Genomic DNA, 19,223 nt, shown 5'->3' with positions numbered 1-19,223 from the left:
CCGACACCAGGTCCGACAATCGGCGCTCGGTCTCAGGCTTCTTCCATCCAGCTCTCGGCATACCACCAAACTACACCGATGTGATCTTAACTGAACGGTATTGCGCCTAGCGTCGCTCTTGACCGATCCAGTAGCAACGGTGCGAAAGTGAGATGACCATGACCTGGCAAGAAACCCACCGACGCTGGCAGGCCCTGCGCGAGATCGAGGAGTCGACCCGACTCGACCTCTCCGGCGAGCTGCCGTGGAACGACGAGATCGCGCTGATCTTCGGTGACCGCGACTGCCTGGTCGCCCACCTGCGCTACCGGTGGAACCTCACCGTCGAGGCACAGCTCGACCAGGACCTCGGTCCCGACGAACGCGTGGCAGTGCTGCGCGACCTGCGCGCCCGCCATGCCGGCGTACTCCGCATCCTGGCCCGCTACCCGGAGCGCGGTGCCACCTCGGGAGGGCCCCTTGTCCACGCGTCCTAACGCAGCGCAGACACCCGACCCGGGCCACGTTCCGGGCAGGGTCTGCCCCGTGACCGACGCCCACGCAGCCCGGCCCACGGCGCCCGCGGAACGCGGCCGGTTCGCCAACCTCCCCGGCCACCGGCTGGTCACCTGGACCGCCGCGCACGGCATGAGCCGGTGGGCGATCAGGTCCGCAGCCAGGCGCGGCGACCTCATCGCCAGGCTCGAGGTCGACCCGGTGTTGCGCGAGGACCCGTTCCCGGCGTACGACGAGCTCCGCGAGCGTGGCCCGTTGGCCCGGGGCCGCATCGCCTGGGCCTCCACCGACCACGCGGCGGTCAACCAGATCCTGCGCAGCGACGCGTTCGGTGTGGCAGGCGGCCACGGTGAGCTGCCGCTACCGCTGCAGCGCCTGGTCGCGGCGTTCGCGAACCCGGACGAGCTGGGCCCGATCGACCCGCCCTCCCTGCTGGCCGTCGACCCGCCCGTGCACACCCGTTACCGCAAGCTGGTCTCGCGAGTCTTCACCCCGCGCGCGGTGGCCGCCCTGGAGCCCGAGATCCGATCCGTCGCCGACAGCCTGCTCGACCGGATCGCCGCGCGTGGCGCAGGCGGATTCGACCTCGTCGAGGAGTACGCCGCCCAGCTTCCCGTCGCGGTCATCGGCCGGGTGCTCGGCGTGCCCGAGGAGATGCACGGGCGCCTGCTCCAGTGGGGCAACGGGGCCGCCATCACCCTCGACCCCGGACTGTCCTGGCGGCAGTTCCGCGCCGCGAGCGACGACGTACGCCACCTGCACGCCTGGTTCGAGGAACACGTCGCGCAGCTGCGTCGCGATCCGGGCGACGACCTGTTCAGCCGGCTCACCCAGCTCGACGGCGATGACCGGCTGACCGACGTGGAGCTGCACGCGACCGGGCTGCTCCTGCTGGGCGCCGGCTTCGAGACCACTGTCAACCTGATCGGCAACGCCGTCGCACTGCTGGCCAGGCACCCCGATCAGCTCGCCGCCCTGCGCGAGGAGCCCGACCTCTGGACCAACGCGGTCGAGGAGGTGCTGCGGCACGACTCCCCGGTGCAGCTCACGCTGCGCCAGGCCTACCGGGACACCGTGGTCGCCGGGGTTCCCGTGCCCGACCGCACGGTCGTGCTCACCATGATCGGTGGTGCGAACCGCGACCCGGCGGTGTTCGTCGAGCCGCACAGGTTCGACGTACGTCGCAGCAACGCCGCCGAGCACCTCGCGTTCTCCTCGGGTGTGCACTACTGCTTGGGTGCCGGGCTGGCCCGCCTCGAGGCGACCGTCGCGCTCCGGGCGCTCTACGACCGGTTCCCCGATCTGATCGTGAACGGCACGCCCACGCGCCGGCCGACCCGGGTGCTGCGCGGATTCGATCGCCTGCCGGTCGGCCCCGGCGCCAATTGACGAGACCCGGGGTGGCCGAATCGTCCGCGGCACGGGAGACTGCGCGTGTGCAGACCATCGGACTCATCGGCGGAATGAGCTGGGAGAGCAGCGCCGCCTACTACAAGGACCTGAACCTCGGCGTCGAGACGCGGCTGGGCGGCTACTCCTCAGCGAAGACGGTGATGGCCTCCGTCGACTTCGCGGAGGTCACCGCGCTCGAGGAGGCCGAGGACTGGGACGGCGTCGCCACGATCCTGGCCGAGGCCGCGCGCGGGGTGGAGAAGGCCGGCGCCGACTTCCTGATGCTGTGCACCACGACCTTCCACCGGGTGGCCGAACAGGTCGAGGCAGCGGTCGACATCCCGCTGCTGCACCTGGCCGACGTGGTCGCCGAGGCTGCCAAGGCGCGGCGGGTCGACACCGTCGCACTCGTCGGTACGACGTTCGCGATGTCGCGCACGTTCTTCACCGACCGGATCGCCTCGCACGGCCTCCAGGTGCACGTGCCGGCACCCGAGCAGCACGAGATGGTGAACGCGATCATCTACAACGAGCTCGTGCACGGCAAGGTGCTCGACTCCTCGCGGCGCAAGATCGTCGAGCTGATCGACCAGCTCTGGGACGGCGGCGCGCAGGGCGTGATCCTGGGCTGCACCGAGCTCGAGCTGCTCATCGAGCAGGCCGACGTCGAGGTGCCGCTGTTCCCGTGCACCACCCTGCACGTCGAGGCCGCCCTCGACCGCGCCCTCGCCTGATCGACCCGTCGCCAGTTCTGATCGACCTGTCGTGAGTTCTGATCGACCCGTCGTCAGTTCGTCGCGGATCGTCGAATTCGCGTCGGGTCCTCGCGAACTGGCGACGGGTCGGCACTAACTGGCGACGGGTCGACACCAACTGGCGACAGGTCGTCGCGAGGGTGGTCCGGATAGGCTCTGGCTCGTGGGTGAGGAACCGGGGAACTCGAAGATGCGCCAGTCCGCGATCGGACGCACGGCGCGTCTGGCCAGCCTGCCCGCCGCCTACGCCGGACGCACGACCATCGGCCTCGGCAAGCGCCTCGTCGGTCGACCGGCCAACGCCGTCCTGACCGAGGTGCAGGCCCGCACCGCCGACCAGATCTTCAAGGTCCTGGGCGAGCTCAAGGGCGGCGCGATGAAGTTCGGCCAGGCGATGAGCATCTTCGAGTCGGCGCTTCCCGACGAGCTGATCGGCCCCTACCGCGACGCCCTGACCAAGCTGCAGGACTCCGCGCCACCGATGTCGGTGCGCATGCTCGAGTCGGTTCTCTCCGAGGAGCTCGGCGACGACTGGCGCACCCGATTCAGCGCGTTCGACGCCTCACCGGTCGCGTCCGCGTCGATCGGCCAGGTGCACCGCGCGACCTGGGCCGACGGCACCGAGGTGGCGGTCAAGGTGCAGTACCCCGGCGCCGCGAAGGCGCTGCGCTCCGACATCCGCCAGCTCGGCCGGATGGCCAGGCTGTTCACCGTGCTCGCTCCCGGACTCGACATCAAGCCGCTGCTGGCCGAGGTCGAGGCCCGGGTCGCCGAGGAGCTCGACTACACCCTTGAGGCCGCGGCCCAGTCGGTCTTCGCCGCCGAGTTCGCCGACGACCCCGACTTCGTCGTACCCGCGGTGGTGGCGCACACCGAACGCGTGCTGGTGACGACGTGGATGGAGAGCCCGTCGTCCCTGGCCCAGGTGATCAAGTTCGGCACGCCGGAACAGCGCAACCACTTCGGCGGGCTCTACGCCAGGTTCCTCGTCTCCGGCCCCACCCGCACCGGCCTGCTGCACGCCGACCCACACCCCGGAAACTTCCGGATCCTCGACGACGGCCGCCTCGGCGTCGTCGACTTCGGCGCGGTCGCCCGGCTGCCCGACGGGTTCCCGCGTCCGCTCGGCGAACTGCTCTCGCACGGCCTCTCCGACGACTGGGAGACGGTGGTCGACGGCCTGCGCCGCGAGGGCTTCCTGCTGCCGCGCACCGAGTTCACCCCCGAGGACCTCCGCGACTACCTCGGCCCGTTCCTCGACGCGGGCCGCTCGGAGTCGTTCCGGTTCAACCGTCAGTGGCTGCGCTCGCAGACGGTTCGGGTCGCGACGCCCACCCAGGAGAACCTGGCCCGCGCCTTCAAGCTCAACCTGCCGCCGGAGTACATGCTGATCCACCGGGTCTGGCTCGGCGGGTTCGGCGTGCTCTGCCAGCTCGAGGCCGAGGTGGAGTTCCGCGCGCTGCTGGAGGAGTACGTCCCCGGGTTCGAGCCCGCCTGACGCGTTGGCCCGTCGCGACCGTCGCCCGCTGGCCGTCGCCCGCGACCCGAAGTCTGCACCTGCATGATCGTGGTCGCCTTTCGGGCCTTGGGTTCAAGGGGTGACTGCAACACCTGCACGATCGTGGTCGCCCCGGCAGCGTCAGGAGACGTCGGGGGTCTGCTCCAGCACCAGCGAGGTCAGTCGGCGCAGGTCGTCGGTCAACTGGGTCTCGGCGAGGGTGACCTCGTCGTCGTCGACGCGGATCACGTAGGAGTACATGTCGGGGTAGGTGCGGGCCGGCTTGGCCGGGCGCAGGTCGACCCGGGACAGCAGTGCGCGCACCTCGTCGAGGTGGGCGCCCTCGCCGCCGAGGTCGCAGCGGCCGGTCGCCGTGCGGCCCGCGAAGCCACCGGTACGGCGGACCTCGACGACGGTCGGCGCTGCCTCTGCGGAGTGGTCTCGACTCTCCGGGCTCGTCCCTCGCCCTGCTCGACCACCGAATGCGGCCACGTCGTCCGCAGTCGCACCGCCAGCCGCGTCGCCTGCGGGCTGCGCGACCTCGACGCCGACCTGCGCCCAGGCATCGCGTACGGCGTCGGCGTGGTCGCCGGCCGCCTCGACCGTGGCCGCGGCGAACCCGGCGAAGTCGACGTCGGAGGCCACCGTGCCCAGCGCCGTCCACCAGATGCGGCCGGCGCCCTCGGCCGAGGTGCCGCCGATCGCGAGCGCGGCCAGCACGAACGCACGGTTCGGGATGCCGGAGTTGAGGTGGACTCCGCCGTTGTCGTCGGTCGTCTCGACATAGGCCGACATGTCCGCGCCCTGGGGGTCCTTGCCGAGCACCGGGTCGTCGTACGCCGTGCCGGGGTTGTGCATGTCGCGCAGCCCGCGGCCGTTGACGCCGGGCAGGAAGAGTCCCTCGCCGACGACCCAGTCGGCCTCGGCGGCGCCCTGGCCGAGGACCCGTTGCTTGAGGCAGGCACCGAAGACGTCGGAGACCGACTCGTTGAGCGCACCGGACTGCCCCTCGTAGACCAGCCCCGCGATCGATTCGGTCACCGCGTGGGTGAGCTCGTGGGCCAGCACGTCGACAGGCTTCGTGAAGCGGTCGAACACCTCTCCGTCTCCGTCTCCGAAGACCAGCTGGGTGCCGTTCCAGAACGCGTTGTCGTAGTTGCGCTCGTAGTGCACGGTCGCCAGCACGTGGGCGCCCTGCCCGTCCCACGAGTTGTGCGCGTAGACGTCGGCGTACATCGCCAGCGACGCCTCGAGTCCGGCGTACGCCTCGTCGACCGCGACGTCGCCCGAAGCAGGCTCGCCGGAGGCGCGCACGGCGCGGCCCGGCAGGTCGGTGCCGTTGTCGGCGGTGTGGACCGTGAACCCTCCGTCGGCGGCCGCCACGGCCCGTGGCGCACGGCGCCCGGCCCGGAAGCGCTCATCGATCTCGAGGGTGCGATGGCAGTGGTCGGTGGCCCGGGCGTCGGGCTCGGAGGCGATCTGGCGGAGGAGGTACGGCGGCACGATGGAACAGCTCATGCCTTCAGTCCTATCGCGACCCACCGACATGCGAAAGGCCCGAAGTGCGGCAGTTCGGCCCCGTGAAGGGCAGGCCTGCGCAGGGAGGGGGCGCAGGCCCGGGCGAACTGCCGCACTTCGGGCACGAAGCTGCACGGTGCCGGGAGGTGCACTGTGCAGCAGGCGATCAGTAGGTGACGAAGCTGATCGTGTTGTTGACCAGCGTGCCGTCCATGTTGCGCTGCTCGAGGTTGAACACGTCGCCGGACTTGGTGACACCGATCGAGTTGTAGCCGCTGACCGGCATCGCGACACCGAGCGCAGCCGGGTCCCCGACGAACTGCACCTGGTAGTTGCCGGCGCTCGTGTGGCGCACGAGGATCTGGCCGCCGGAGCAGTTGTGGCCGTTGTCGGCGTTGCGCCAGATCGCGTCCTGCGGGATGCCGGACAGGTTGGTGAAGCTGTGCACGAGCCCGACCTGGCAGCCGGCCGAGGCCATGTTGAGGCTGTGCTCCCGGACCGCGTCGCCGGTCACCGAGTTGTTCTTGAAGTCGATGCCGAGCAGCGAGTGATTGAGCACCGTGCCCGACCTGACCGCGCCGGGAGCGATGTCGACCGCCTTCACCTCACGGTTGATGATGTCCCCCGAGTCGACGGTGTTCGTGCCGGGGATCGCCGAGGCGCTGGCCCCTCCGGCGGTGGCGAGGACCACGAGCAGTCCGTAGCCGATGACATGCCTGAAATTGCTGAGACCCATGACGTTGCTCCTGTCGGGGGCGGAGCGCACGGTGCGTTCCGACACTGCCAACAAAGGACGGGCAAACCAGACATTTGATACATGGCGCAGTGAAAATCTCGCAGGGAACGATTCGGAGCGCACCGTGTCAGCGCCGTAGACTGACCGGGCTGTCCCATGGCCGGGCAGGAATCCATCGCGAACGAAAGCGCTGCCCCATGTCTGGAAACACCTCACGCTCCGATCTGCGCAACGTCGCAATCGTCGCCCACGTCGACCATGGCAAGACCACGCTGGTCGACGCGATGCTCCACCAGGCCGGCGCGTTCACCGCGCACCAGGCCGAGGGCGTCGCCGAACGCGCCATGGACTCCGGCGAGCTCGAGCGCGAGAAGGGCATCACGATCCTCGCGAAGAACACCGCCGTCCACTACGCCGGACCGGCCGCCGACGGCAAGCCGATGACGATCAACATCATCGACACACCGGGCCACGCCGACTTCGGTGGCGAGGTCGAGCGCGGCCTCTCGATGGTCGACGGCATCGTGCTGCTGGTCGACGCGTCCGAGGGCCCGCTCCCCCAGACCCGCTTCGTGCTCCGCAAGGCGCTCAACGCCGACATGCCGGTGATCCTGGTGGTCAACAAGACCGACCGTGGCGACGCCCGCATCGACGAGGTCGTCGACGAGACCTACGAGCTGTTCATGGACCTGCTGGACGAGTCCCACAGCCAGGACGCCCTCGACTTCCCGGTCGTCTTCGCCTCGGGCAAGGCCGGCATCGCCAGCACCGTCAAGCCCGCGGACGGCACGATGCCCGAGGGCAGCGACCTCGAGCCGCTCTTCAAGACGATCCTCGACACCATCCCGGCCCCGACGTACGACGAGGGCGCGCCGCTCCAGGCCCATGTCACCAACCTCGACGCCTCCCCGTTCCTCGGGCGCCTCGCACTGCTGCGCATCAAGCAGGGCAACCTGAAGAAGGGCCAGACCGTCGCCTGGATCAAGCGCGACGGCGACATCAAGAACGTCAAGATCACCGAGCTCCTCGTCACCGAGGGCCTCGAGCGCAAGCCCGGCGAGTCCGCCGGCCCCGGTGACATCGTCGCGGTCGCGGGCATCCCCGAGATCACCATCGGCGAGACCCTGGCCGACCCGGAGAACCCGGTCGCGCTTCCGTTGATCCACGTCGACGAGCCGGCCATCTCGATGACCATCGGCACCAACACGTCCCCGCTGGTCGGCCGCGTCAAGGGCCACAAGGTCACCGCCCGCCTGGTCAAGGACCGCCTCGACTCCGAGCTGGTCGGCAACGTGTCGCTGCGCGTGCTCCCGACCGAGCGCCCCGACGCGTGGGAGGTGCAGGGCCGTGGCGAGCTGGCGCTGGCCATCCTCGTCGAGCAGATGCGTCGCGAGGGCTACGAGCTCACCGTCGGCAAGCCGCAGGTGGTCACCAAGGAGATCGACGGCAAGGTCCACGAGCCGATGGAGCGCCTGACCATCGACGCTCCCGAGGAGTACCTCGGCGCGATCACCGAGCTGCTGGCCGCCCGCAAGGGCCGCATGGAGCAGATGACCAACCACGGCACCGGCTGGGTGCGCATGGAGTTCGTCGTCCCGGCCCGCGGCCTGATCGGCTTCCGCACCGAGTTCCTCACCGAGACCCGGGGCACCGGCATCGCGCACCACATCTCCGAGGGCTACGAGAAGTGGGCCGGCGAGATCCGGTCGCGCAACAACGGCTCGCTGGTCGCAGACCGCTCCGGCGCGGCCACGGCGTACGCCATGACCAACCTGCAGGAACGCGGCATCATGTTCCTCGAGCCGACCACCGAGGTCTACGAGGGCATGATCGTCGGCGAGAACTCGCGCGCCGACGACATGGACGTCAACATCACCAAGGAGAAGCAGCAGACCAACATCCGGTCCGCCACCTCCGACAACTTCGAGAAGCTGATTCCGGCCAAGCGACTCTCCCTCGAGCAGTGCCTGGAGTTCTGCCGCGAGGACGAGTGCGTCGAGGTCACCCCCGAGACCGTGCGCATCCGCAAGGTCGTGCTCGACGCCCACGCCCGCGCGAAGACCGCGTCGCAGGCGCGCAAGGCCAACAAGTAGCAGGCGCCCCGACCGGGCCAAAGGCAGCACCCGGCAGAGACGACGCTGGCCAGAGTCGCGAAGCGGACCACTCCCGAGCAGGGGATGGTCCGTTTCGCGTTTCCCGCCGTAGATGGCCACCTGGGAAACGTGGCGAAACCGGACAACCCGGCATTCCTCCCGGTGAGTGGGACCTCCGCCGGACCGCGCCCGCGGACCACACGACGCTGTGACCACAGACACAGAATGCGGTGACCTCGGACCACCCGTCACACATGGAGGAACAGTGAAGACACGCATCTCGACCCGGGCGCGATGGGCGGTTCTGCTTTCAGCAGCCGCCCTCGTCGTCACCGGGTGCGCCGACACCTCGGCCGACGACGGCGGGACCAAGGGGTCCTCCTCCGACGTGGACTACTCCACCCGGATGATGAACGTCGAGGAGGCGTCGGGCGACCCCGTGAAGGGCGGCACGCTGCGTGTGTCGGAGTACTCCGAGGCGCGCACCCTCAACCCGACGCAGACCTTCCCCACCGGCTCGACCGGCGGCAACATCATGGCCGCGGTCTACGACACCCTCATGCGCTACAACGGCGACGAGGGAACCTTCGAGCCCCAGCTGGCCGAGTCCCTGGAGTCGAGCGACAACCAGACGTGGACGCTCAAGCTGCGTGAAGGGGTCACCTTCACCGACGGCACCCCGCTCGACGCCGACGCCGTGATCGGCAGCGTGAACTACTACACCTCCAGCTACGGCCTGAACGCCCTGCTGATGAAGCAGGAGGTGAAGTCGCTCAAGGCCGTCGACCCGTTGACCGTCGAGATCAGCCTCGCCCACCCGTGGGCCACGTTCCCGAACGTGTTCACCAACGGCCCCGGCATGATCATGGCTCCGGCCGCCTACAAGAACCCCGAGGCCTTCAAGCCGATCGGCGCCGGCCCCTTCAAGTTCAAGAGCTACGCGCCGGCCGAGAAGACCGTCGTCGTGGCCAACGACGACTACTGGGGCGGTCGCCCCGCCCTGGACTCCATCGAGTTCGTGCTGCTCGGCCCGGACAGCACCGGCTACGAGACCCTGAAGTCCGGTGGCGTCGACGTCGCGTTCCTCCGCGGAACCGAGACCGTCGACGAGGCCATCCAGGCGAAGGTCTCCGGCATGGTCAACCACGCCGGCATGGCCAACAACCTGTGGATCAACAACCGCGAGGGCTCGCCCGGCGAGGACAAGCGGGTGCGCCAGGCGATCGCCCTGGCCTTCGACCCGGAGATCTACCTCAAGCGCATCGCCAACGGTGCCGGCAACCCGAGCAAGCTGCTCCTCGGGCCGGACTCGAAGTGGTCCCCGGGCGTCGAGGCGACGCCGACCGACTCCAATCAGGCCAAGGAGCTCGTGAAGGAGGCCAAGGCCGACGGCTTCGACGGCAAGATCCGGGTGCTGGCCCGAACCGACCAGGACTCGCAGTCGGGGGCGATTGCGATCCAGGCGATGCTCGAGGCGGTCGGCTTCGAGGTCAAGCTCGACCTGGTGCAGAACGTCGCGGACCAGATCCAGAAGGTCTACGTCGACCACGACTTCGACATCGCCACGTCAGCCACCTCGATCCAGGAGGAGAACGTCTACGGCCGCCTCGTGTCGGCCCTCAGCGCCCAGTCGCCGACCAACGTCCCCGGCTACTCCAACCCCGAGATGGACAAGCTCTTCGCCGAGCTGGAGGGCAAGGACACCCCGGAGGCGGCCAAGGAGGTCCTCACCAAGATCGAGGAGCTCTTCGCCGAGGACGCGCCCGGCGTGGCGATCAACTCCGGCGCCATGGTGAACGCGTGGAACAAGAACGTCCACGGCATCAAGGGCAGCGGCGAGACGATCATCCTCTTCGACAAGGCGTGGCTCGAGAAGTGAGCTGACAGACCGAACAGACCGAACGCCCGGCTCCTCCCCCGTGGAGCCGGGCGTTCTCTGCATTTCGTCGTACGACGAGCAGCCGGCGCACCACGCGTGCCGTCGTCGTACGACGGGTGCACGCGTGCCGTCGTACGACGGGTGCCCACGTCGTACGACGAGTGCCGGACGAACAGACAACGGTGCCCACGGGCTCTCGATCGCGAGAGCGCGTGGGCACCGTTTGGACGAGTCAGACCGTTCGGGCCCAGGGTGCGGCGGCCTCGAGCTGGCCGGCCAGCGAGAGCAGCAGCCCTTCCTCGCCGAGGTCGGCGGCGAACTGCACGCCGACCGGCAGGCCGTCGGAGTCGGTGCCGAGCGGCACCGACATGGCCGGCATCCCGGTGGCGTTGAAGACGCTGGTCCACGCCGAGAAGGTCGCGGCGTGCTGGTAGATCGACTCGGGGTGGGTGGTGTCGAGCAGCCCCAGGGGCGGCACCCGCCGGGCGACCGTCGGCGTCAGCAGCACGTCGTACTGCTCGAAGGTCGCGCCGACCTCCCAGCCGATGCGTTGGGCCGCACTGAGCGACCGTGAGAGCGCCGTGGCCGGCAGGGCGCGGTAGTGCTCGAAGAGCTGACGGGTGAAGGGCTCGAGGTCGTCGTCGAGGAGCTCGCGGCCGAGCACGGCCAGCCGGTCCTGCACCGCGACCGTGAAGGCGATGCCCATGAGCGGCGCGGTCTCCGCGCTCACCTCACCCGGCACCCACGGGGCCTCGATCGGGACGACGGTGTGCCCGAGCGACTCGCACAGGGCAGCGGCCCGCTCGACGATCGCGAGCACTTCCGGGTCCGTCTCCGGTCCGTCGGCGAAGGCGGTGGCCAGAGCGATCCGCAACGGCCGGGGCGACTGCGCGGCGAGGGTCGCGAACGACTGGGCGGGAGTCGGGACACCGATGGCGGTGCCCGGCAGGCGTGCCGACGAGATGTCCAGCAGAAGGGCGCTGTCGCGCACCGTGGTGGTCACGGCGTGGTGCACCGAGGCGGGACCGCTGAGGGTCGACGGTGCCGGCGCGCTGGTCACGCGTCCTCGGCTCGGCTTGAGCCCGAAGAGGCCGTTCATCGAGGCCGGGATGCGGATCGAGCCGCCCCCGTCGCTCGCGTGGGCGACCGGCACGAGGCCCGCGGCCACGGCGGCGGCGGACCCACCGCTCGATCCACCGGGTGACCGGGTGAGGTCGCGCGGGTTGTGGGTCGGCCCGTGGAGCTGCGGCTCGGTGCTGGCGTTCAGGCCGAACTCCGGGCTGTTGGTGGTGCCGAGCACGACCATGCCGGCCCGCTTGTAGCGGGCCACCAGCTCGGAGTCGCGGTCGGGCACGTGCTCCGCGAAGAGCCGGCTGCCGCGGGTGCTGGGCAGCCCGGCGACGTCCATGTTGAGGTCCTTGACCAGCACCGGTACGCCGCGCAACGGACCGTCGGGCAGCCCGGCGTCGACCTCGGCCAACGCCTCGTCGAAGCGGGTGGCGATCACAGCGTTCAGCGCCGGGTCGTGCTTCTCGATCCGGGCGATCGCCTCGTCGACGACCTCACGCGCAGTGGTCTCCCCGTTGCGGATCGACGCCGCAAGGGCGATGGCATCCAGCGGCTGGTTCAGGTCGTGGGCGTCGATGACGGACATCAGACGGCCACGTTGTGGCAGGCGATGAAGTGGCCCTCACCGACGGGCCGCAGCTGGGGCTCCTCGGCGGAGCAGCGGTCCGTGGCGAGCGGGCAACGCGTGCGGAACCGGCAGCCCGAGGGCGGGTTGAGCGGTGAGGGGAGCTCTGTCGCCGCGGCGGACATCGGCCGGTCGGAGGCCACCGGCCCGGTGACCGGGTCGCCGGGGGTGGCGATCTCCTCGCCACCGGGGATCGAGGCGATCAGGGTGCGCGTGTAGGGATGCAGGGCGGCGGTCTCCATGCCGGTCGACGGCAGCACCTCGCAGGTCTTGCCGAGGTAGAGCACCATCACCCGGTCGCTGATGTTCTTCACGACCGAGACGTCGTGGGCAATGAAGATCATCGAGAAGTCGAACTTCTCCTTCGTCTTCTCCAGCAGGTTGAGGATCTGCGCCTGGACCGACACGTCGAGGGCCGAGACCGGCTCGTCGCAGATCAGCACCTCCGGGTTCATCATCAGGGCCCGTGCGATGCACACCCGCTGGCACTGGCCGCCGGACAGCTCGTGCGCCCGCCGGTCCCACACCACGTCGGGGTCGAGGCCCACCGCGACGAGTGTCTCGCGGACGGCGGCGTCCTTGTCGTCCCCCTCGAACCCCCAGATCGCCAGGCCCTCCGCGACCAAGTCGCGGACCTTCCGGCGCGGGTTCAGGGAGGAGACCGGGTCCTGCATGATCATCTGCATCTTCGAGCGCGCGCGGCGCAGCTCACGCGGCTTGAGGCCGGTCAGGGCCTGCCGATCCAGTCGCACCTCGCCCGAGGTCGGCGGCGGCTCCTGCATGACGGCACGGCCGGCGCTGGACTTGCCGCAACCTGACTCGCCCAGGATGCCGAGGGTCTCCCCCGGCAGCAGGTCGATGTTGAGGCCGGACACGGCGTGGACGACCTGCTTGCGGCCGACCGGGAACTCCACGACCATCTGGTCGACGGTGAGCACGGGGGACGCGTCGGGGCGCATGTGTGCGGTTCCGCTGCCGGCCATCTCAGCCCACTTCCTGTCGTTCGGTGACCTCGGTGAGGGGGAAGTGGCAGGCGCCGAGGTGTGACGCCTCGGCATGCAGGCCACGTACCCCGTCGCTCATCTCCCGGAGCTGGGGTTGTTCTTCACGGCACCGGTCCTGCGCCAGGCGGCATCGCGGCGCGAAGCTGCAGCCGCCGGGCGGTGCGAGCATGTTGGGTGGCGCGCCCTCGATCGCCCGCAGCACCGTGTGGGGTGCATCGGCGATCCGCGGGATCGACGCGAGCAGCGCCTCGGCGTACGGGTGCGCAGGTCGGGCGAAGACCCGGGAGGTCAGTGACGTCTCCACCGTCCGGCCGCCGTACATCACGGCGACCCGGTCGGTCCGGCCCTCCACGGCGCCGAGGTCGTGGCTGATCAGGATCGTCGCCATGTTGCGCTGGGAGGCGAGGGACGCCAGCAGGTCGAGGATCTGCTTCTGCACCGTCACGTCGAGCGCGGTGGTCGGCTCGTCGGCGATCAGCAGCTTGGGGTCGCAGGCCAGTGCCATCGCGATGACCACGCGCTGCCGCATGCCTCCGGAGAGCTCGTGCGGGTACTGCTTCATCCGGCGCGCGGGCTCGGGGATGAACACCTGACGCAGGAGGTCGATCGCCCGCTCGTGCGCGTCCTTGCGGTTCAGGCCCAGGTGCAGTCGGAGCGCCTCGGTGATGTGGGCGCCGACCCGCTTGACCGGGTTCAACGAGGTCATCGGGTCCTGGAAGACCATCGCGACCTCGGGGCCCCAGAGCTTGCGCCGGTCCTTCGGCTTCATCGCGTGTACGTCGTGCCCGCCGATGCGCACCGAACCGGAGACGGCCGTGGTGGCGTTGTCGGCGATGAGGCCCATGACCGTGCGGCCGAGCACGGACTTGCCGGAGCCGGATTCGCCGACGATGCCGAGGGTCTCCCCTGCGCGCAGTGACATCGAGACTCCGTCGACAGCCCGCATCACCCCGCGAGGGGTGGTGAAGACGGTGTGGAGGTCGGCAACCTCGAGGACGAGTTCGTTGGTGTCGTTCACAGCTTTGCACTCCTCGTGTCCCACCGCTTCTGGGCCTTCTCGCCCAGGAGGTTGAAGGAGAAGACGGTCAGGAACAGGAACGCGCCGGGAACCAGCACGATGTGTGGGTAGTCCTCCATGGCGCCACCCTCACCCTCCGCGATCATGTTGCCCCAGGTCGGGTCGGGCTGCTGGATGCCGAGGCCGAGGAAGCTCAGCGAGGCCTCGGCCACGATCAGCGCGGAGATCATCACGACCGCCATCGAGCAGACCGGGAGCAGTACGTTGGGCACCAGCTCGCGGGTCATCACCCGGAACCGGGTGGCCCCCATCAGCCGGGCCGCCATCACGAACTCGCGCTGGGCGAAGGCGATCGTGTTGGCGCGGGCCAGGCGCACCATGCTCGGGATGGTCAGCAACGACAGGGCCAGGGCCATGTTGCGCAGGCTCGGGTCGAGGAAGGTGCTCAGCGTGATGAGCAGGATCAGTGGCGGCACCGCGAGCAGCGCGTTGGTGAAGATGCCGACCACGCTGTCGACGCCCTTGCGGAAGTAGCCGGCCATCACACCGATGGCGCCGCCGACGACGGTGCCGATGGTCACCGCCAGCAGCGAGATCGCCAACGACGTACGGGCCCCGTGGAGCGAGCGGGAGAGCAGGTCCAGGCCCTGGTTGTTGGTGCCCAACGGGTGGTCGGTGAGCAGGCTCGGCGCCATGTTGGTCGGCTCTACGAGGGTCTTCGCGACGTCGTTGTGCTCGCCCAGGGGCAGCAGGGGTGCGAGCACCGCGGCCACGCAGATGCCGATCAGCCAGACCACGGCCAGGACGAACAGCAGGTCGACCGGCTTGCCGCGGAAGCCCACGACCAGGCGGGCGATCCCGTGGAAGATGAGCCCCAGCCCGGCCAGGACCAGCACGGCCTTGCCGGCCAGGACGAGGGTCGGTGTGGTCCAGCCGAAGCCGGCCACGGCACCACCGGCCACCAGGAGCGCCGCTCCGACCAGGAGGGTGCGGGTGCGGTTCTCCGCGCGGGCACGGGACTTGTCACTACGCATGAACACGGCGGGTCCTCGGGTCGAGATAGCCATACGAGACGTCGATGCTGGCGTTCACCACGACGTAGACGAGGGCGATGATCAGGACCGCGCCCTGGACCAGGGGGAAGTCGCCCTGGTTGGCGGCGGTGACGATCATCGATCCCATGCCCGGCAGTGCGAAGAGGTACTCCACGATCACGGTGCTCCCGATCAGGCGCCCCAGGCTGATGCCCATCAGGGTCACCAGCGAGAACGACGACGGGCGCAACGCGTCGGTGACCATGATCCGCCACGGCGGCATGCCCTTGGCACGGGCGGCGAGGATGTAGTCCTCGTTGAGGGTGACGATCAGGTCGTTGCGCAGGATGCGGGTGAACAGCGCCAGCTCCATCATCGCGATGACCAGCGCGGGCAGCAGGGCATGGTGCAGGTTGGCCGGAAGGTCCTCACTGATCCGCACCCACTGCGCCCGCGGGAACCAGCCGAGGCCGTTGGCGAAGACCATGATCAGCAGCAGGCCGGCCAGGAAGGACGGGATCGACAGGATCGCGAACATCGACGCGCTGATGATCCGGTCGACGAGGCCACCGGCGTGGGCGGCGGACCACATCGCCAGCGGGACGGCCAGCACGAGGGCGATCAGCAGGCCCATGGTGGCCAGCTGGAAGCTGACCGGGAGGGCGCCGAGGATGCGATCGGTCACGTCCCCCTGCGGCGGCACCAGGGAGCGACCGAGGTCGCCGGTGACGGCCGAGGAGAGCCAGTGCCAGTAGCGCGTCAGCAGCGGGTCGTCCAGACCCAGCTCCTGGCGCAGGTCCACGTAGTCCTGTTTGGGGTGGCCCTCCCCGAGGATGGCGACCGCGGGGTCGCCGGGCATCAGGGTCACCATCGCGAACACGCCGAAGCTGACCACGAAGAGGACTGCCAGCAGCTCGCCGGCACGGAGCGCGATCCGGCGCATCAGCGACCGTCTCCGCTCCGGGGGCGTCGGACAACCAGGCTCATCAGCGGTGGTCCTTTCGTCGGATGGGGCACGGTCGGTGACCGGGCGAGGACATTGTGGGAAGACTAGGTCTGGTGACTGCGACCACACCGGCCGCGATCCCGCTGACCGGAACCGGTGGTGACGGGTTCGGATTCAGGGCAGGAATCGGCGGCGCCCGTTGGCGTCGAACTCCGCGACCAGGGTGGCCTTGTCGGCCTCGGTCATCGGCTCGTACGCAGGCTCGCCGCGCCCCACCCACCAGAAGACGGGGTCGCCGGTGCGCCACCCGTCGAGCTGGATCTCCTTCTTGCGCAGCTTGTTGGAGCCGGTGCTGGGCAGGGCGTGCGAGACCCGGACGAAGCGCGGGGCCCCCTTGGTGCCGAGGTCCTGCTGCCGGGCCAGGAAGGCCCCCAGGTCGAGGTCCTCGAAGGTGCGTCCCTCGGGGATCTCCACGGCGGCCATCACCTGGTCCCCCGCCCGCGGGTCCGGGACCGCGAAGGCGGCCGCGGTGAGGATGTCGTCGTGGCGACGCAGCGCCCGCTCGGTGAGCAGCGCGGAGATGTTCTCCGAGTCCACCCGGATCCAGTCGCCCGAGCGTCCCGCGAAGTAGAGGAAGCCCTGGTCGTCGAGGAAGCCGAGGTCCCCGGTCCAGTACCACCCGTGGCGCACCCGCTCGGCGTCCGCCTCCGGGTTCTTCCAGTAGCCCTCGAACGCGGCCGCGCCGGTGGTGTTGACCAGCTCGCCCACGGCCAGCTCGGCGTTGAGCACCCGGCCGTGCTCGTCGAGCTCGGCGACCGCGCACTCCTCGCGCGACTCCGGGTCGACGACCTTGACGCCGTCGTGGGCCGGACGGCCCAGGGCACTGGTCGGTGCGGCGGGGTCGAGGGCGACCATGCCGGCACCTTCACTGGACCCGTAGGACTCGAGCAGGGTGGCGCCGAAGCGCTCCAGGAACCGGGCCCGGTCCTCCGGGGACGCCTCGGTGCCGAAGCCGTGGGTGAGCGCGATCGTGTGGTCGTCGGGGCGTTCGGGGGTGCCGAGCACGTAGCCGATCGCCTTGCCGACGTAGGTGAAGTACGTCGCCCCGTAGGCACGCACCTCGTCGACGAAGCGGGACGCGGAGAACTTGCGGCCCAGCGCCACGGTTCCGCCCGCGGTCAGGGTGGGCACCCACAACCCCATCACCGCGTTGCCGTGGAAGAGCGGCATCGAGCAGTAGGAGATGTCGTGGCGGCGCACGTCGTACTTCGCGGTGTTCTGGTAGCCGAGGCCGACGAGGCGTCCCTGGCTGACCCGTGCTGCCTTCGAGGCACCGGTGGTGCCGCTTGTGAACAGCAGGAGCATCTGGGTCTTCGCGTCGATCTCCGGCCGGCGAGTGGGTTCACACGCGTGGGCCGTCACCTGGTCGGCGTACGACGGCTCGTCGGTGCGCAGGAACCTGTCCTTCGGGACGCCGATGTCGAGGCCGTCGAGGAGGTCGACACCTGACCGGTCGGTGACCACGAGCTGGAGCTCGGTGTGCCTGACCTCTTGCTCGAGGTAGTCACCGCTTCGGGTGCTGTTGATGCCGACGACGGTGGCGCCGGCCAGGGCAGCCGCACCCAGCCAGAAGATGAACTCGGGCTGGTTGTCCAGCAGGATGCCGATGTGGAACGGGCGCTCGGGGTCGCGCAGCTCCTCGGCCCAGGCGGCGCGGGCCGCACTCTCACGGACCACCTCGTCCCAGGTCCAGGAGGAGTCGCCGTCCAGCAGGCCGGGGTGGTCGTCGCCCAGGCGGGCCAGCAGCAGGTCGGCGATCGTCTCGAGCCGTTCCTCCGCAGGGACCTGCGGCCGGCCGACGGGCGCCTTCTTGGCGGTGATGGCGTTCATCGGACCGCCCCGACGTAGCCCTCCGGCTTGCCCCAGCTCGCGGAGCGGGTGGTGCTCCGGTCGACCAGGACGCACCGGGTTCCGGTGAAGTTGGTGGGCATGCACTTGTTGCAGTGGATGCACAGGGAGGCGGTGTCCCGGTCGGCGGCGATGCGGTTGATCAGGTCGGGCTCACGCAGCAGGGCACGCGCCATCGCGACGTACTCGAAGCCGGAGGCCATCGCCTTGTCCATCATCGCCTTGTCGGTGACCCCGCCGAGAAGGATCATCGGCAGCTTGACCGCGTCGCGGATCTGCATGGCGTCCTCGAGGAGGTAGCCGTCGGTGTAGGGGTAGCTGTGCAGCAGCCGCTTGCCGACCAGCTTCACGCCGAGCTTGATCGGCTGGGGCATGACCGCTGCGAAGTCCTCGAGCGGGGCGTCGCCCTTGAAGAGGTACATGGGGTTGAGCAGGGAGCTGCCCGCGGTCATCTCCAGCGCGTCGACGGTGCCGTCCTGCTCGAGCCACTGGGCGACCGGGAGCGCCTCGTCGAGCCAGAAGCCGCCGGGCACGCCGTCGTCCATGTTCATCTTGGCGAGGATCGCGATCTCGCTGCCCACCTCGTCACGGACGGCGCGCATGATCTCGCGGGCGAACCGGGCCCGGTTCTCCAGGGAGCCACCGTAGGAGTCGGTGCGGTGGTTGACCTTCGGGCTGAGGAACGAAGAGGCCAGGTAGTTGTGGCCGAGGTGCACCTCGACCGCGTCGAACCCGACGCGCACGGCCCGGCGGGCCGCCTCGGCGTGCTGGCGGACCACACGCTGGATGTCGTGGACGCCGATCTCCTGGGCGAAGCTCAACGAGGTCTTGTGGAAGTGCCGGCTCGGGGACAGCGCAGGCAGGCCGTTGCCCTTGGGGCTGGCCACCGGACCGCCGTGGCCGATCTGGGCCGAGACGGCGGCTCCTTCGGCGTGCACGGCGTCGGTCAGTGCCCGCAGTCCGGGCAGCGACTCGTCGGTCCAGTAGATCTGGTGACGGTCGGTCCGCCCCTCCTTCGCCACGGCGCAGTAGGCCACCGTGGTCATCCCGACCCCGCCCTTGGCGTAGCCGACGTGGAAGTCGACGAGGTCCTGGGTGACCAGAGACTTGTGGCTGAGGCCTTCGTAGGTGGCCGCCTTGATCACCCGGTTGCGCAGGGTCAGCGGGCCGAGGGTGGCCGGCGACAGCACGTCGGGCACGGGGGTGGAGGTCGTCATGCTCCGCACGCTAGGACGGCGCCGTCGGGCCGGCGTT

General features: G+C 69.7%; 15 protein-coding genes. 6 read left to right on the top strand and 9 right to left on the bottom strand.

The features are described 5' to 3' along the window. The first annotated feature begins 158 nt into the window (after nt 1-158). The 4 genes from ASD30_RS23990 to ASD30_RS23975 all read left to right on the top strand — a co-directional run bounded on the left by ASD30_RS23990 (nt 159) and on the right by ASD30_RS23975 (nt 4,140). The gene (locus ASD30_RS23990) at nt 159-476 is read left to right on the top strand and encodes a hypothetical protein (RefSeq protein ID WP_156393770.1); all 318 of its coding nucleotides are present in this window, start codon (nt 159-161) and stop codon (nt 474-476) included. 49 nt (nt 477-525) lie between these two features. After that, nucleotides 526-1,884 carry a cytochrome P450 gene (locus tag ASD30_RS23985; RefSeq protein ID WP_200951239.1) on the top strand — a complete coding sequence of 453 codons (1,359 nt, stop codon included), beginning with the start codon at nt 526-528 and terminating at the stop codon, nt 1,882-1,884. A 47-nt stretch (nt 1,885-1,931) separates the two neighbouring features. Further along, a complete protein-coding gene (locus ASD30_RS23980; protein WP_056688277.1) occupies nt 1,932-2,621 on the top strand; it encodes an aspartate/glutamate racemase family protein in 690 nt (229 codons plus the stop codon). Nucleotides 2,622-2,805: 184 nt separating this feature from the next. Then, nucleotides 2,806-4,140, top strand: coding sequence for an ABC1 kinase family protein (locus ASD30_RS23975; RefSeq protein ID WP_235532667.1), 1,335 nt, complete (start codon nt 2,806-2,808; stop codon nt 4,138-4,140). Between the two features lie 141 nt (nt 4,141-4,281). Here the strand turns inward: ASD30_RS23975 and ASD30_RS23970 are convergent, their stop codons facing one another. Both ASD30_RS23970 and ASD30_RS23965 read right to left on the bottom strand, forming a co-directional pair. Beyond that, nucleotides 4,282-5,658: a protealysin inhibitor emfourin gene (locus tag ASD30_RS23970; RefSeq protein ID WP_056688202.1), complete on the bottom strand. Its 1,377-nt coding sequence runs from the start codon at nt 5,656-5,658 to the stop codon at nt 4,282-4,284. A 166-nt stretch (nt 5,659-5,824) separates the two neighbouring features. Beyond that, the gene (locus ASD30_RS23965; RefSeq protein ID WP_056688197.1) at nt 5,825-6,394 is read right to left on the bottom strand and encodes a hypothetical protein; all 570 of its coding nucleotides are present in this window, start codon (nt 6,392-6,394) and stop codon (nt 5,825-5,827) included. Between the two features lie 197 nt (nt 6,395-6,591). Here ASD30_RS23965 and typA point away from each other — a divergent pair, with 197 nt between their 5' ends. Then, complete coding sequence (gene typA, locus ASD30_RS23960) at nt 6,592-8,487, top strand: translational GTPase TypA (RefSeq protein WP_056688194.1); 1,896 nt, start codon at nt 6,592-6,594, stop codon at nt 8,485-8,487. A gap of 265 nt (nt 8,488-8,752) precedes the next feature. Continuing rightward, nucleotides 8,753-10,366 (top strand): ABC transporter substrate-binding protein, encoded by a 1,614-nt coding sequence (locus ASD30_RS23955; protein WP_056688191.1) that lies wholly within the window; start codon nt 8,753-8,755, stop codon nt 10,364-10,366. A 232-nt stretch (nt 10,367-10,598) separates the two neighbouring features. Here ASD30_RS23955 and ASD30_RS23950 read toward each other — a convergent pair whose 3' ends face one another. The 7 genes from ASD30_RS23950 to ASD30_RS23920 all read right to left on the bottom strand — a co-directional run bounded on the left by ASD30_RS23950 (nt 10,599) and on the right by ASD30_RS23920 (nt 19,186). Continuing rightward, a complete protein-coding gene (locus tag ASD30_RS23950; protein ID WP_056688188.1) occupies nt 10,599-12,020 on the bottom strand; it encodes an amidase in 1,422 nt (473 codons plus the stop codon). Then, nucleotides 12,020-13,042, bottom strand: a complete 1,023-nt coding sequence (locus tag ASD30_RS23945) for an oligopeptide/dipeptide ABC transporter ATP-binding protein (protein WP_056688185.1) — start codon at nt 13,040-13,042, stop codon at nt 12,020-12,022. The genes ASD30_RS23950 and ASD30_RS23945 overlap by 1 nt, the downstream gene beginning before the upstream one ends. Nucleotide 13,043: 1 nt before the next feature. Further along, nucleotides 13,044-14,081 carry an ABC transporter ATP-binding protein gene (locus ASD30_RS23940; RefSeq protein WP_056688183.1) on the bottom strand — a complete coding sequence of 346 codons (1,038 nt, stop codon included), beginning with the start codon at nt 14,079-14,081 and terminating at the stop codon, nt 13,044-13,046. After that, the gene (locus tag ASD30_RS23935; RefSeq protein ID WP_056688179.1) at nt 14,078-15,115 is read right to left on the bottom strand and encodes an ABC transporter permease; all 1,038 of its coding nucleotides are present in this window, start codon (nt 15,113-15,115) and stop codon (nt 14,078-14,080) included. Before ASD30_RS23935 ends, ASD30_RS23940 begins: the two co-directional genes overlap by 4 nt. Next, nucleotides 15,108-16,058 (bottom strand): ABC transporter permease, encoded by a 951-nt coding sequence (locus tag ASD30_RS23930; protein ID WP_056688176.1) that lies wholly within the window; start codon nt 16,056-16,058, stop codon nt 15,108-15,110. The genes ASD30_RS23935 and ASD30_RS23930 overlap by 8 nt, the downstream gene beginning before the upstream one ends. Before the next feature lie 177 nt (nt 16,059-16,235). Next, nucleotides 16,236-17,951 carry an AMP-binding protein gene (locus ASD30_RS23925; RefSeq protein WP_082564142.1) on the bottom strand — a complete coding sequence of 572 codons (1,716 nt, stop codon included), beginning with the start codon at nt 17,949-17,951 and terminating at the stop codon, nt 16,236-16,238. Next, on the bottom strand, nt 17,948-19,186 hold the full coding sequence (locus tag ASD30_RS23920) for an NADH:flavin oxidoreductase (RefSeq protein ID WP_056688173.1): 1,239 nt from the start codon (nt 19,184-19,186) through the stop codon (nt 17,948-17,950). The genes ASD30_RS23925 and ASD30_RS23920 overlap by 4 nt, the downstream gene beginning before the upstream one ends. Nucleotides 19,187-19,223 lie beyond the last annotated feature (37 nt).

It is taken from the genome of Nocardioides sp. Root140, from assembly GCF_001426745.1.
Lineage (GTDB): Bacteria > Actinomycetota > Actinomycetes > Propionibacteriales > Nocardioidaceae > Nocardioides.
This window is presented reverse-complemented; position numbering and strand designations above follow the sequence as displayed.